This is a genomic window from Pseudomonas sp. FP818, from assembly GCF_030687335.1.
Taxonomy (GTDB): domain Bacteria; phylum Pseudomonadota; class Gammaproteobacteria; order Pseudomonadales; family Pseudomonadaceae; genus Aquipseudomonas; species Aquipseudomonas shahriarae.
This window is the reverse complement of record NZ_CP117427.1, coordinates 4665819-4679205: the sequence shown is the minus strand read 5'-3', so window position 1 is coordinate 4679205 and position 13387 is coordinate 4665819. Positions and strand designations below refer to the sequence as shown.

General features: G+C 61.6%; 13 protein-coding genes. 8 read left to right on the top strand and 5 right to left on the bottom strand.

Annotated features, from left to right (window positions below; all coding sequences use genetic code 11):
- The 3 genes from PSH80_RS21265 to PSH80_RS21255 all read right to left on the bottom strand — a co-directional run bounded on the left by PSH80_RS21265 (position 1) and on the right by PSH80_RS21255 (position 4682).
- The gene (locus PSH80_RS21265; RefSeq protein WP_169989548.1) at positions 1 to 1806 is read right to left on the bottom strand and encodes a DAHL domain-containing protein; all 1806 of its coding nucleotides are present in this window, start codon (positions 1804 to 1806) and stop codon (positions 1 to 3) included.
- Positions 1803 to 2744, bottom strand: coding sequence for a cytochrome-c peroxidase (locus tag PSH80_RS21260; protein WP_220172976.1), 942 nt, complete (start codon positions 2742 to 2744; stop codon positions 1803 to 1805). The genes PSH80_RS21265 and PSH80_RS21260 overlap by 4 nt, the downstream gene beginning before the upstream one ends.
- 63 nt (positions 2745 to 2807) lie before the next feature.
- A complete protein-coding gene (locus PSH80_RS21255) occupies positions 2808 to 4682 on the bottom strand; it encodes a bifunctional diguanylate cyclase/phosphodiesterase (protein WP_305418210.1) in 1875 nt (624 codons plus the stop codon).
- Between the two features lie 252 nt (positions 4683 to 4934).
- On the opposite strand from PSH80_RS21255, the gene PSH80_RS21250 reads away from it, so the two are divergent.
- The 3 genes from PSH80_RS21250 to PSH80_RS21240 all read left to right on the top strand — a co-directional run bounded on the left by PSH80_RS21250 (position 4935) and on the right by PSH80_RS21240 (position 7625).
- The gene (locus PSH80_RS21250) at positions 4935 to 6281 is read left to right on the top strand and encodes an HD domain-containing phosphohydrolase (protein ID WP_057438331.1); all 1347 of its coding nucleotides are present in this window, start codon (positions 4935 to 4937) and stop codon (positions 6279 to 6281) included.
- Positions 6282 to 6547: 266 nt separating this feature from the next.
- Entirely contained in the window at positions 6548 to 6961 is a 414-nt protein-coding gene (locus tag PSH80_RS21245; RefSeq protein ID WP_115128909.1) for an NUDIX domain-containing protein, read from the top strand.
- 25 nt (positions 6962 to 6986) lie between these two features.
- A complete protein-coding gene (locus tag PSH80_RS21240; RefSeq protein ID WP_057958583.1) occupies positions 6987 to 7625 on the top strand; it encodes a LysE family translocator in 639 nt (212 codons plus the stop codon).
- Between the two features lie 4 nt (positions 7626 to 7629).
- Here PSH80_RS21240 and metR read toward each other — a convergent pair whose 3' ends face one another.
- Positions 7630 to 8547: a transcriptional regulator MetR gene (gene metR / locus PSH80_RS21235; protein ID WP_032859924.1), complete on the bottom strand. Its 918-nt coding sequence runs from the start codon at positions 8545 to 8547 to the stop codon at positions 7630 to 7632.
- Positions 8548 to 8729: 182 nt separating this feature from the next.
- Between metR and PSH80_RS21230 the strand changes: the two genes are divergently transcribed.
- The 5 genes from PSH80_RS21230 (at position 8730) to PSH80_RS21210 (ending at position 12356) form a co-directional block, all read left to right on the top strand.
- The gene (locus PSH80_RS21230) at positions 8730 to 9749 is read left to right on the top strand and encodes an alpha/beta fold hydrolase (protein WP_057438337.1); all 1020 of its coding nucleotides are present in this window, start codon (positions 8730 to 8732) and stop codon (positions 9747 to 9749) included.
- 61 nt (positions 9750 to 9810) lie between these two features.
- A complete protein-coding gene (locus PSH80_RS21225; RefSeq protein ID WP_057438339.1) occupies positions 9811 to 10464 on the top strand; it encodes a DsbA family oxidoreductase in 654 nt (217 codons plus the stop codon).
- A gap of 184 nt (positions 10465 to 10648) precedes the next feature.
- Complete coding sequence (locus PSH80_RS21220; protein WP_057958584.1) at positions 10649 to 11569, top strand: hypothetical protein; 921 nt, start codon at positions 10649 to 10651, stop codon at positions 11567 to 11569.
- On the top strand, positions 11566 to 11946 hold the full coding sequence (locus tag PSH80_RS21215; RefSeq protein WP_057438341.1) for a transporter: 381 nt from the start codon (positions 11566 to 11568) through the stop codon (positions 11944 to 11946). The genes PSH80_RS21220 and PSH80_RS21215 overlap by 4 nt, the downstream gene beginning before the upstream one ends.
- A complete protein-coding gene (locus PSH80_RS21210) occupies positions 11943 to 12356 on the top strand; it encodes an EamA family transporter (protein WP_057958585.1) in 414 nt (137 codons plus the stop codon). Before PSH80_RS21215 ends, PSH80_RS21210 begins: the two co-directional genes overlap by 4 nt.
- 114 nt (positions 12357 to 12470) lie before the next feature.
- Here the strand turns inward: PSH80_RS21210 and PSH80_RS21205 are convergent, their stop codons facing one another.
- Positions 12471 to 13235 (bottom strand): MipA/OmpV family protein, encoded by a 765-nt coding sequence (locus tag PSH80_RS21205; protein ID WP_198817978.1) that lies wholly within the window; start codon positions 13233 to 13235, stop codon positions 12471 to 12473.
- Between the last annotated feature and the right edge of the window lie 152 nt (positions 13236 to 13387).

The window sequence follows — 13387 nt, the reverse complement described above, 5'->3', positions numbered from 1 at the left end:
TCAGGTCTCGGCACGTTCAAGAGGGATAGACAAGGTAAACAGGGCGCCCTGGCCCGGCCCATCGCTGTGGGCGGTGAGACGGCCTTTCATTTCGATGGCCGCCAGGGCGCAGCTATGCAGGCCGAAGCCGTGGCCTTCCTTGCGGGTGGTGAAACCGTGGGTAAAGATCCGCGTCATGTTCTCTGCGGGAATTCCTTCGCCTTCGTCTTTTACGCTGATTTGCAGCGTATGGTCATCCAGGGGGCGGACCGTCAGGGTTATCTGGCGTGGCCGGTCGCTGAGGTTGGACATGGCGTACTTGGCGTTGCTGATCAGGTTTACCAGAATCAACAGCAAACGATGCTTATCGACCATGACCTCGGGGACTGGCTGATAGTCTTTGACCACCGTGACATGGTGGCGACTCAAGGCCCCGGAATTCATGCGCAGCGCGTCTTCGACCAGGGCGCTGATATGGACCGGTTCCAGCAGCTTGGAGGCGCCAGCATAGGACTGCTGGGTGGAGACGATGTCCTTGATGTGGTCGACGCTCTTGGTCAACTGCACCAGTTCATCGGCCATGCCTTGCTGCTCGATGGCAATCGCGTCCACCAATTGATTGAGGTATCCCGGCAACATTTTGCCCTTGTCGTCGTCCGTCAGGAAGGTGCCCAGGTCATGGGGATGCTCGTTGATCAACTGCATGGCCTTGCCCAGCCCCAGGGCCTTGCTGGCCCGCAGCTTACGGGTGACCAGGTCGGCGGACACATTCACGCTGTTGAGCACGTTGCCGACGTTGTGCAGCACATTCGTGGCAATTTCCGCCATGCCGGCCTGGCGGGCGCTGTCGAGCAGCTCGCTCTGGGCGTCCTTGAGTTCCCGGGTGCGTTCCTCGACCCGTTGTTCGAGGCTTTCGTTGACAGCCAGCAGGGCGCGGTTGACCCGGTTGATCTCGGCGAAGCTGCGTAACAGGCGAACAGCCAGGTACACCAGTACCAGCATCAATAACGTCGAAAACACCAGCAGGTAACGGTGGTACTTCTGCTCGGTCAGTTCGGCGACCCGTTGATCCTGGTCGAGTTGGTTGGTCATGACGTCCAAGTGCTCGGACAGCGGGATTGCGGCGATGCGCTCAAGCAAACTGTTGACCACCGGTTGCTCACGCAGAATCAGGGCAATGTGCTTGCTGAGAAGCTCGATAGGGCTCTGGAAATCCCCAGGCAGGTGTTCCTTGTTGATCGCCAGTTTGTTCAACCCGACAAGAATCTCTGCGGCCTTGTCATCACTGGCAACCAGCGCGAACTCAAGACTGCTGAGCAACAAGTCGTAGGTGTCGCTGGTAATGTCCTGCAACTGCAGGCGATTGTTGTCGTCCAGCAGACCGAACTGCATCTGGATATCGTCCTCGGCGTTCGGCAGGAAGGCCAGGGAGTTGCGCAGCAAGGCGTTATGGGCTTTGAACTGGTCCACCAGCCGCGCTTTTTCCTCGATCGCCGCTTGATAGGTGCTCTGTGCCAATTGCCAGTTGGCTGGATCGGCATGCTGGTGCAGGTGCTCGCGCGCTTCCAACTCGGCCCAGAGGCTGTTCATCTCGTTGAGCGGCGCGACCAGCGGGTCGTAGTTGTGGGTCAGGGCGATCCGCGCCTTGAGCACCTCGCTGTCCCATTGCGCGTTCAATTGCTTGATATGGCGGATCAGGTCCCGGGACGGGGTGTAGTTGCTGCTCTGGTCAGTAGAAGACTTGATGTATAAAAAAACCAGGATCGAGGCCAGTACCACGGTGACGACACCGAGCAGTGCCAGGCTGGCGCGGCGAGTCAGCTTCATAGCGGCTTGCCCTCCCATTCGCCGGTCAGCGTCTTGAGAAACAGCGCAATCAGGGCCCTGTCATCCGCCGACGGCGTGCGCCCCAACTGGTACTTGAACATCACGTCGATCGCCTCTTCCAGAGTCTTGGCCGAGGCATCGTGAAAGTACGGGGCGGTGACGGCGACGTTACGCAGGCTGGGCACTTTGAACACATGGCGGTCTTCCTCATCCAGGGTGACCAGGTAGCGCCCCAGGTCCGCGTCCACCGGGTTGCCGCGGTCCTTGAAGTAGTCACCCAGCACGCCGAACTTCTGGTACATGTTGCCCCCGATGTTGACCCCTTGATGACAGGCAATACAACCGTACTCCTTGAAGCGCAGGTAACCCTGTTTTTCGTCATAGCTGAGGATGTCGGTGTTGCCCAGCAGGTACTGGTCGAAGCGTGAGTTGGGCGTGAGCAGGGTGCGCTCGTACGTGGCCAGGGCATTCTGCACGTTGGCGGCCGTGACGCCGTCGGGGTACGCCTGGGTGAATGCGCGTTGATATTCAGGCGCAGCGGACAGCGTCGCGACCACGGTTGGCCAGGTGTTACCCATTTCCACGGGGCTGGTCACCACTTGTTCGATCTGTGCCTCTAGGGTGTCTGCCCGGGCGTTCCAAAACTGTTTGAAGTTCAGGCTGGCGTTGAACACCGTGGGCGTGTTGAGGGCCACGGGCTTGCCGTCGAAGCCCAGGGAGAAGGGTTTGTCATCCGCGCCGCCTTTGTCCAGGCGATGGCAACTGGCGCACGACAGGGTGTTATTGATCGAAAGACGCGTTTCATTGAACAGCCGACGCCCCAACTCGACACGGGCGGCATCCAGCACCGGCGTTCCAGGCAGCGGTTTGAGCGCCTCATCGAGTGGCGCTGCGAGTGCCGTTGAGCCGCCCAGCCATACGCCGAATACCAGGCTTATGACCCATACCGACGGGTAACGCGGTGATGTATTGCTCAACTTCAATTCCTTGTGAGCAGAGAATCATTGATCCGGCATCAGATGATGTGGGCCGGTTTGCAGCAGCCGGGCAAAATCCTCGGCCGCCACGGCTTTGCTGAACAGATAGCCCTGGCCCTCCTCGCAGTGCCGGGCCTTGAGGAACTCCAGTTGTTCGACGGTCTCCACGCCCTCGGCAATGATATTGAGGTCCAGGCTCTTGCCCAGGCTGATAATGGCACTGATCAATTGCATGTCCTGGGTGTTCTCGCCCAGGCCACGAACAAACGACTGGTCGATTTTTAGCACATCGACGGGAAAGCGCCGCAGGTAACTGAGGCTGGAGTAGCCGGTGCCGAAGTCATCAATGGCCAGCCGCACCCCCATTTTTTTGATCTCGTGCAGGATGGCAACGGTGTCTTCGACGTTTTGCATCAATACACTCTCGGTAATCTCCAGCTCCAGCAGGGCGGGCGCCAACCCTGTCTGCTCGAGTATGGTCGCAAGGTTGCTGACAAAGTCGCGCTGACGGAAGTCGATAGCCGAGATGTTCACCGAGACACAAATGGGCGCCAAGCCCTGGGCTTGCCAGCGTTGCGCCTGTTCGCAAGCCTGGCGCAAGACCCACTGGCTCAAGGGCACGATCAGGCCGCTGTCTTCGGCCATGGGGATGAAGTCCGATGGGTAGACCCAGCCATGAGCCGGTCGAAACCAGCGAATCAGCGCTTCGGCGCCGACAATCCGCCCACTCTTCAAGTCCAGCTTCGGCTGATAGTGCAAGACAAACTCATCGCGCTCCAGGGCCAGGCGGATAGCGGCCTCCAGGGTCTGCTGCTGGCGCGCGATGAGGTTCATGTCTTCGATAAAGAAGCTGAAGTTGTCCGGCCCCTGTTCCTTGACGTTACGCATGGCGGTTTCCGCCTTCTTGATCAGCTCCACGGCATTGAAACTGTCATTGGGGTAAATGCTGATGCCAAGGCTGGCAGTGACACGCAGGTCATGGCCCGCCACATGGCGGGTGCGGCCCAGAGCCTTGAGGACCTTCTCGGCAATGCTTTTGGTTTGCTGGGGGTGATGAATGTCGTTGAGGATCATCACGAACTCGTCGGCGCCATAGCGGAACACCGAGTCGGATTTGCGGACCGTTGCCGCCAGATCCTCGCCGACCTGTTGCAACACTTGATCGCCCACGGGGTGGCCCAGGGCGTTGTTGATACGCTTGAAGCGGTCCAGGCCAATAAACATCACGGCCAGTTGAGTATTGTGGCGCCGGCCCAGGGCAATGGCCTGCGTCAGTCGGTCGCCGAGCAACGTGCTGTTGGGCAGGCCGGTGAGGGCATCGTATTGCAGCAGGTGCGAGACCTTGAGCAGTTCCTGGACCCGTTCTTCGATCGTGCGCTCCAGGTTCGACACCTTGAGCAGCGCATCCTGTGCCAACTGCCATTTCCAGGTCAGGGCACTGGCCATCTGACGGATTTCCAGATGGTCGAAGGGTTTTTTCAGGATCAGCAACTGATCGCTGAACTTCAGGCGCGCTTCAATCGCTTCGAAGGAGTAGTCGGAATAGGCGGTACACAGGGCGATTTGCAGGTTGGAGTCGATGTTCCACAGCTGCTCGATGGTCTCCAGGCCATCCCACCCCGGCGGCATGCGCATGTCGATGAACGCCAGGGCGTATGGCGCGCCGTCAGCCAGCGCCTGGCTCACCAACGCCAGGGCTTCCTGGCCCTGGTAGGCGGAGTCCAGGGTGTAGCGCTGGTGAACCGCGGGTGCCGTACCGAACAGGCTTTGCTCGATACTTTCCAGCGTCTGGTCAGCGATGGCCTCGGCACAGAGGATTTTGCGGAAGTCCTGATGGATAGAGGCCGTATCGTCGACGATCAGAATGCGTCGGTTTGCATGTTTAGGGCGCTGGCTCATGACCCGGACCCATCGGCATGCAACAACATGGAGGGGTGCATAAGGATTCCTTTCCGCAACGGGTGAGAGGAGTGAGTCAATTGCTGACTCTATGTACAAGCGTAGTCGGCTCCCTTGAATTAGTCGGCCAGTTGGCGTCAAATCAACGGCAGCTCACCCTTTGACGTAGAGCGCTGATTGCCTGGGCAAGCACCGCGCAGTCAACGGCAGGTGCAAGGGTTAAATCTAGTTCAAGTTTGAGTAGGTGTCGCCATGGATGAGCAACTCGCTACAACTTCTCCCTACAGGCCCACGGTTTTGCTGGTCGATGATGAAGAGTCGATCCTCAACAGCCTGCGCCGCCTGCTGCGCGGTCAGCCTTATGACGTCTTATTGGCCGGCAGCGGTGCCCAGGCGCTGGAAATCATGGCGGCCCAACCCGTGGACCTGGTCATGACCGATGCCCGGATGCCGGCCATGGACGGGGCGACGTTGCTGGCCGAAACCCATCGCCTGTACCCGGCGACGTCGCGCATCCTGCTGACGGGCTACGCCGACCTGACGATGATCATCAAGGCCATCAACGAGGGGCAGATCCACCGCTATATCAGCAAGCCGTGGAACGATGATGAACTGCTCCTGATCCTGCGCCAGTCCCTGGAGCATCAGTTTTCCGATCGCGAAAGGCTGCGCCTGGAGCAACTGACCCGCGAACAGAACGATCAACTCAAGGCGCTCAATGCCACCCTGGAAAAGCGCGTCCTATCGCGCACCAGCGAGCTGCAACAGACCGCCGACATGCTTGACCTGGCCTACGATGAACTCAAACGCAGCTACGTGACCGGCACCGAAGTCTTTTCCCTGCTGGCCAACCTGCGCCTGCCCAAGGAGAAACAGACCAACCGCCCATTGATCGAGCTAATCCGGGTGTACTGCCGAGCCCAGTCGATGGATGAGTCCAGTGTGCGCGACCTGACCATGGCTGCGGCGCTGTACAACGTCGGCAAGTTGAGCTGGACCGACAGGATGATGATCGCTCCCGCCGACCTGTTGCACAGCACCGACCGCGAGCTGTATCGCACCTACCCGACCCAAAGCGAATCGCTGCTGATGACTCTGGAGCCGATGAAGGATGCGGCGCGCATCATCCGCCATCACCAGGAACGCTGGGACGGCAGTGGTTTCCCCGACCACCTCAAGGGCGATGGGATTCCGTTTGGCTCGCGTTTGCTGAAGCTGGCGGTGGACTTTATCGAATTGCAGCGCGGCTTGATTCTGGAGCGGCAGATGAACAGCGACGAAGCGTTGCTGTACATCCGCAAATACGCCGGGCGCCTGTATGACCCGGATATGGTGGAAGACTTCGTCCAGGCCTGTGCGGCCTTCCTCAGCGACGTGACCCTGGGCGACCCGACGGTCAAGGTGCTCGGCACGCGGGAATTGGCCGAAGGCATGATCCTGGCGCGCAATCTCAATGCCGACAACGGCATGCTGTTGCTCAACGCCGGCAAGGTGCTGAACCTGCCGCTGGTGGACAAGCTGATTGCCTTTGAAGCCATGGAAGGCGCCAAGTACAGCGTGTTCATCAAGGAGCCTGACGAACCGCTCCCCGCTCAATAAAAAATCACACAACCTGTGGCAAGGGGGCGACCAGCCTTGTTGTGGCGAGCGGGCTTGCCCGCGCTGGGCTGCGAAGCAGTCCTAATCAGGCCACCGTGTTTTCTCAGTTGGAGCTCGGTGGGTGGTCTGGGGCGGCTTCGCCGCCCAGCGCGGGCAAGCCCGCTCGCCACAACAAACCCGTCATCACAAAAAAACGGCCACAAAGCTGGCAGCGCAGCGCAGGGTCGTGTGATCCTTTGCGCCCTTTACTCCAAGGCGTTTATTTCATGTCCCAGACTATCCGTATCGCCGCCGCCCTGTTGATCGGCAGCGACGGCCAGACCCTGCTGGTGCGCAAGCGCGGCACCCAGGCGTTCATGCAGCCGGGCGGCAAGATCGACGCGGGCGAACAACCGGTGCAGGCCCTGGCGCGTGAGCTGTACGAAGAGCTGGGGCTGCGTATCGACTCGGCCCAGGCACACTACCTGGGCCACTTCTCGGCGCCGGCGGCCAACGAGCCGGGGTTTACCGTGGCGGCCGAGCTGTTTGAAGTGCGTATCGACGTGCCGGTAACGCCCGCTGCCGAGATCGAAGAAGTGTGCTGGATCGACCCGGCCGGCGACGGCGGCCTGCAGCTGGCGCCCTTGACACGTGACTTGATCCTGCCGTTTTATCGAGCATCGCTGACCACTACTGCCTGAACTGTCGGGCGCAAAGGACTGAGCCGTGATCCCCCTCAATGAACTGCTGATTTTTGCCGCCGCCTCGCTGCTGCTGGTACTCACGCCCGGGCCGAACATGATCTACCTGATCTCCCGCTCGATCTGTCAGGGCCGCAAGGCCGGGGTCACGTCGTTGCTGGGGGTGGTCGCAGGTTTTTTTGTGCACCTGTTCGCCGCGGCTGCCGGGTTGACCGCAGTGTTTCTCACGGTGCCGGTGGCCTACGAAGTGCTGAAGTGGGCCGGCGCGCTGTACCTGCTATGGCTGGCCTGGCAAGCAGTGAGACCGGGCGCCCGTTCGCCGTTCGAGGCCCAGCAACTGCCCGCCGACTCGCCGCGCAAGCTGGTGACCATGGGCTTTCTGACCAGCGCCCTGAACCCGAAAATCGCGGTGTTCTACCTGTCGGTATTCCCGCAGTTCATCACCCCGGAGCACGGTTCGGTCTTCACCCAGAGCCTGATGCTCGGCTTTACCCAGATCAGCGTCAGCTTTGTGGTCAACCTGCTGATCTCGCTGTGCGCCGCGAGCATCGCCGCCTGGTTTATCCACAACCCCACGTGGCTGGCGGTGCAGCGTTATTTCATGGGGTTTGTGCTGGCCGCCCTGGCGGTGCGCCTGATGCTGGAGCAACGGCGCAGCGCGTGAGCAATCAACGGACTGCGCTGACCCCATCCAGGGTCGAAAACGAGGTGTCCTTGGCCGTCAGCAAAAAGTCGCGCATGTACGGCGCATCCAGCATATCCGCGCGGATCCCGGCGTACAGCGTGGCAAACAGGCCCTTCTCGCCCAACCGCTTGGCCTTCACATAACCCCGCGAGCTGTACTCGTGCAGCGCCCAGTGGGGCATGCCACATACGCCGCGTCCGCTGGCCACCAACTGCATCATCATCACCGTCAGCTCCGAGGTACGGACCTGGGCCGGCTCGACGTCGGCCGGTTCCAGGAAACGGGTGAAGATGTCCAGGCGGTCGCGCTCCACCGGGTAGGTGATCAGGGTTTCGCTGAGCAGATCCTCGGGCACGATGTACGGCTTATTGGCCAGGGCGTGCTGGTTGGCCACGGCGAGCATCGCTTCGTAGGTGAACAACGGCACATAGGTGATGCCCGCCAGCTCCAGCGGGTCGGAGGTCACTACCAGGTCCAGGTCGCCACGGGCCAGGGCTGGCAGCGGGGCGAAGGCAAAGCCGGAAGCCAGGTCCAGCTCGACTTCCGGCCAGGCATCGCGGAACTGGTCGATGGTCGGCATCAGCCACTGGAAGCAGCTGTGGCACTCGATCGCCATATGCAGGCGTCCGGCGGTGCCGCCGGCCAGGCGTGCGATATCCCGTTCGGCACCGCGCAGCAGCGGCAGGGTGGCGTCCGCCAGTTGCAGCAGGCGCAGGCCGGCGCTGGTGAAGCGTACCGGTTTGGTCTTGCGCACAAACAGCGGCATGCCCATGCGCTCTTCCAGCTCTTTGAACTGGTGGGACAGTGCCGACTGGGTCAGGTGCAGGCGCTCGGCGGCTTCCACCAGGCTGTCGGCTTCGCGCAAGGCGTGCAGGGTCTTGAGATGACGGATTTCGAGCACGGGCTCTCCATGAAGATAATTTGTGACAAGTTTGGATGGCGTGAGTTTGTCTCATGTTGAAAATTCTGTCGACCATGACCGCCGGGCACTCTTCATCAAACTGTCACGTAACTGTGGCAGCGCGCTTGAACAAACTTCATCAGAATCGCGCTCTACTGGGGTTCTGCGTTTCGGTGTTTTTCATGCGCGTGTTGCTTTTACTGGCCGCCTTATTGTTCGGCCTGCCGTCTTTTGCGGCTTCTCGATGTGATGTCAATGTCCCGACTGAGCGGGTCGACCTGGACCAGGTGAGCCTGGCGTACCAGAGCATCGGCCGTGCTTCCGACCCCGCGTTGCTGCTGGTGATGGGCCTGGGCGGGCAGTTGATCCACTGGCCGGACGAAGTGGTGGTCGCCTTGTGCCAACAAGGTTTTCGGGTGATCCGCTACGACAACCGTGACGTTGGCCTGTCCACCTGGCGCCAGGCCCCGGCCAGCGCCAACCTGACCTTTGAAGTGCTGCGCTACAAACTCGGCCTGCCGGTGGCTGCGCCCTACACCCTGACCGATATGGCCGACGACGCCCTGGGGTTGATGGATGCGTTGCAGGTGCGCCAGTTCCATGTACTGGGCGCGAGCATGGGCGGGATGATCGCCCAGCATCTGGCGGCGATGGCGCCGCAGCGCGTAGAAAGCCTGACCCTGATCATGACCAGCTCCGGCGCCGAAGGCCTGCCCGCGCCGAATGCCGCGCTGGTGCAGCTGCTGTCGCGGCGCAGTGCGCCCAACCGTGAAGTGGCCCTGGAGCAGCAGGCCGACTTGCTGGCCGCCCTGGGCAGCCCTCAGGTTGAGGATGATCGCCAGGCGTTGCTGCAGCAGGCGGCGCAGTCTTACGACCGGGCATTCAATCCCGAGGGTGTGAAGCGCCAGATCATGGCCATCCTTGCCGAACCGAGCCGGGTGCCATTGCTCAACCAACTGCGCGTGCCGACCCTGGTGGTGCATGGCACGGCCGACCCGTTGTTGCCGGTGATGCATGGTGTGCACCTGGCGGCGCATATCCAGGGCAGCCAGTTGCGGCTGATCCCGGGTCTGGCCCATCGTTTTCAGGAAGCGTTCAAGGCGCCGTTGCTGGCGGCGGTGTTGCCGTACCTGCAAGCCCACCGCGAAGAAGCGGCGCATTGGGCGCAGGTTGAACCCCTGGCCCCCGCCAAGGTTTTATGACGGCCGCGTAGAGGTGTATGGTGCGAACTTTGTGGCGTGTAATGCCTGCGAGGTTGCCTGAATGAGTACTTCCCTGAAAATCGACTTTGTCAGCGACGTGTCCTGCCCCTGGTGCGTCATCGGCCTGCGCGGCCTGACCGAAGCCCTGGACCAACTGGGCGCCGAAGTGCAGGCCGAGATCCACTTCCAGCCCTTCGAGCTGAACCCGAACATGCCCGCCGAAGGGCAGAACATCACCGAGCACATCACCGAGAAATACGGCTCCACTGCCGAAGAGTCCCAGGCCAACCGCGCGCGCATCCGCGACATGGGCGCCGCCCTGGGCTTTGCGTTTCGTACCGATGGCCAAAGCCGTATCTACAACACCTTCGACGCCCATCGCCTGCTGCATTGGGCCGGGCTCGAGGGTTTGCAGTACAACCTCAAGGAAGCACTGTTCAAGGCTTACTTCAGCGATGGCCAGGACCCGTCCGACCACGCCACGTTGGCAATCATTGCCGAGAGCGTTGGCCTGGACCTCAAGCGCGCAGCCGAGGTTCTGGCCTCGGACGAGTACGCCGCAGAAGTCCGCGAGCAGGAGCAGCTGTGGGTATCACGCGGGGTGAGTTCGGTGCCGACCATCGTGTTCAACGACCAGTACGCGGTCAGTGGTGGGCAGCCGGTTGAAGCGTTTGTCGGTGCAATCCGCCAGATCATCAACGAAGCCAAAAGCTAACAAGTACCACCGGCCAAATGTGGGAGCGGGCTTGCTCGCGAAAGCGGTAGATCAGCTAAGTATCTCTTGACTGACCCACCGCCTTGGCGAGCAAGCCACATGGGTTCCTGGCCCATCCCTTGCATTACCCCCCTAAAGCCCCGCCGGTAAGCGGCTGGGCACTGCCAGGGGGTGAAACATTACCTTGAATATTCTTGATCTCGACCACAGCCTCACAGCCCAGGCACCCATCGCCCGGCGTCTGGCCAGTGGTCAAGCGACGCGCCTGGACCTGCTCGACCTGGGCCCGAAACTGCGCCTGTGGTCCACCGAAAAAACCTGGAAACGCTTTGCCCAGCGCCTGGCCCAACGGCCCCGGCCAAGCACGGCGCGCCCGGAAATTTTCTTTGTCGGCTCCGGCGACTATCACCACCTGACCCCGGCTTTTCTCGCCGAAGTGCAGGAACCCATCAGCCTGATCCACTTCGACAACCACCCCGACTGGGTACGTCTGGCCCCGCGCCGACACTGCGGCTCATGGGTCAATCAAGCCCTGAAGATGCCGGCGATCCAGCGCATCGTCACCCTCGGCCCGTGCAGCGATGACCTGCATAACCCGCAACTGCGCGGCGGTAACCTCGGCGCCCTGAAGCGCGGGCACTTGCAGTTGTTTCCCTGGCAGCACGCGCCGTCGAAAGTCTGGGGTCGGGTAGGGGATGGCGCCGGCCATGCACAACAGGAAAACCACCTGCACTGGCGCAACCTCGCTGAGCTCGACTGGCCTGCGTTCCTTGAGCAAATGATCGCCAGCCTGCCCACCGAGGCGGTATGGATCACCCTCGACAAGGACGTGCTGGCCAGCGAAGACGCGGCCACCAACTGGGACCAGGGCGGCATGCGCCTGACGCACCTGCTGCAAGCCCTGCGTGCGTTGGCGGCGAGCAAGCGGATCCTTGGCATCGACGTGTGCGGCGAGTTTGCGCAGCCTGCGTTCAGCAACGCCTTCAAGCGCTGGGAAGCCAAGTCCGACCAGCCGCCGGCCGCACGCTGGAGCGCTGATGACCTGCTGCGTAACGCCACCACCAATGAAGCGTTGATCAACCTGTTCGAGGAGCTGTTCCCGTGACCCTGACCGTCGTGTTGCTGGTGGCCTTTTCCATCGTTCTCGATGTGATCGGCCAGTTGTGTTTCAAATTGGGCCTGGACCGCTTGCCCGAACTCGAAGGCGGCTTTCGCCTGAATGCCTTCTGGGGCCAGGTGTTTAATGCGCCGTTGCTGTGGGCGGGCATCGGCGCCTATGTCATCGAATTCTTTGTCTGGCTTGAAGCCTTGTCCCGCGCGCCGTTGAGCCTGTTGTTCCCGGCCGCCGCACTGGCTTACTGCGGGGTGGTGTTGGCGGGCAAGGTGATACTGGGCGAAACCGTCAGCCGCCGGCGCTGGCTGGGCACGATGGTGATTACCGCCGGCGTGATGTTGGTGGCTGTAGCAGGAGCACAATCATGAGTGCGCAAGAGATGGCTATCCGTCCGGTTGGCTGGCTGCATGGGCGCCTGGGCACCGTAGTGTTATGGGCGTTGTTGATCCTCACCGAAAGCGCCGGCCAGTTGTTTACCAAGGTGGCTGGCGATCAAATTGGCCAGATGGATTTCAATTGGCAGTGGTTGGCGGCGGTGGCGGTCAACCCGGGGATCCTCGCGGCGATCGCCTGCTATATCGGCGCGTTCTTTGTGTGGATGCTGATCCTGCGGCGCAGCAGCCTGTCCCTGGCCTTCCCCCTGAGTTCGCTGGTGTTTGTGGTGGTGCTGCTCGGCTCGTGGTTGGGGCTGGGCGAGCACATCAGCTTCCTGCACTGGGTGGGCGTGGTGGTGATTATTGGCGGGATTGCACTGCTGGCCGAGGGCGAAGAAAACTGAGCCCAGACTGGAATGACGGACAAATATGGGAGCGGGCTTGCCCGCGATGCAGGCGCCGTGGTGTATCAGTTACACCGCGGTGATGCTATCGCGGGCAAGCCCGCTTCCACACAATCAATCGAAGGTGTAGCTGATCGCCGTCTGCACCTGCCCCTGGTTCACCTCGCCGGTCTGGCGCACGATGCTGCTGTCCGCCGCTGACCCCAGCAGATGCACCCAACTGGCACTGGCCAGCAACGACCATTTGGGCGCCAGGGGAATCTGCACGCTCTGGGTCAGTGTCAGGTTCTGGAACCCGCCGCTGGCGTTGTACGGGCGAATCCCGGAGCCTGCCGCTTCCTGCTCATCCACCCCGAAAAACGTCTGGGTCTGGCGGCCATCGGCAAAATGCGCGACCAGCCCCGTGCTGCCAATCACAGCGCCGCCCAACGGGTAACCCAGTTCCCCGCCGAGCTTGCCGAGCACGCCGCTTTGCGCGCGGGCACCGCCCACGGCCCGCCCCAGTTGCGCGTAGACCCGCCAGAAGTCCGCTGGCGCGTACTGGATAAACCCGCCGACCTCGGCCATGTCCGATACATCCCGCAGGCCCTTCAGCGGCCCGTTGGCCGTGCGTCCCGCCAGGTAATTGAGGTACGGCCCGGCACTCAAGCCATTGCTGTTGAGCGCACTCCAGGTCAGGCCGTCATCGGTATCGAGGCTGACATCTCCCCAATCCAGGTCGAAGTAGGGCAGCGGCACGGTCTGATAGCGGCTGGCGGCGGGTTCCCGTGGCTGATAGCTCAGGCCCAGGCCCACCTCGCCGCTGATGTCGGCCGCTGCTGCCGAACCCATCCACAGCCCCAGGACGCCGGCGAATACCCGCGAAGTCACCCTGAACATATTGCTTGCTCCTCTTGCAAAATATGCGCGCATGAACGCGCAGGCGCAGGGCCCCACGCAAGCACTCATGTTGTTTGTAGCGACCTACAAAAATTGTAGCTTGGGCACTGGGTATTTCACCGTGACATGGGGCAGAACCCCGGCCCCATTGG

Excerpts from the sequence above, each read along its gene's own strand:
- PSH80_RS21265 (WP_169989548.1), bottom strand. The coding sequence starts at position 1,806 with ATGAAGCTGACTCGCCGCGCCAGCCTGGCACTGCTCGGTGTCGTCACC.
- PSH80_RS21255 (WP_305418210.1), bottom strand. The coding sequence starts at position 4,682 with ATGAGCCAGCGCCCTAAACATGCAAACCGACGCATTCTGATCGTCGAC.
- PSH80_RS21250 (WP_057438331.1), top strand. The coding sequence starts at position 4,935 with ATGGATGAGCAACTCGCTACAACTTCTCCCTACAGGCCCACGGTTTTG.
- PSH80_RS21245 (WP_115128909.1), top strand. The coding sequence starts at position 6,548 with ATGTCCCAGACTATCCGTATCGCCGCCGCCCTGTTGATCGGCAGCGAC.
- PSH80_RS21230 (WP_057438337.1), top strand. The coding sequence starts at position 8,730 with ATGCGCGTGTTGCTTTTACTGGCCGCCTTATTGTTCGGCCTGCCGTCT.
- PSH80_RS21225 (WP_057438339.1), top strand. The coding sequence starts at position 9,811 with ATGAGTACTTCCCTGAAAATCGACTTTGTCAGCGACGTGTCCTGCCCC.
- PSH80_RS21210 (WP_057958585.1), top strand. The coding sequence starts at position 11,943 with ATGAGTGCGCAAGAGATGGCTATCCGTCCGGTTGGCTGGCTGCATGGG.
- PSH80_RS21205 (WP_198817978.1), bottom strand. The coding sequence starts at position 13,235 with ATGTTCAGGGTGACTTCGCGGGTATTCGCCGGCGTCCTGGGGCTGTGG.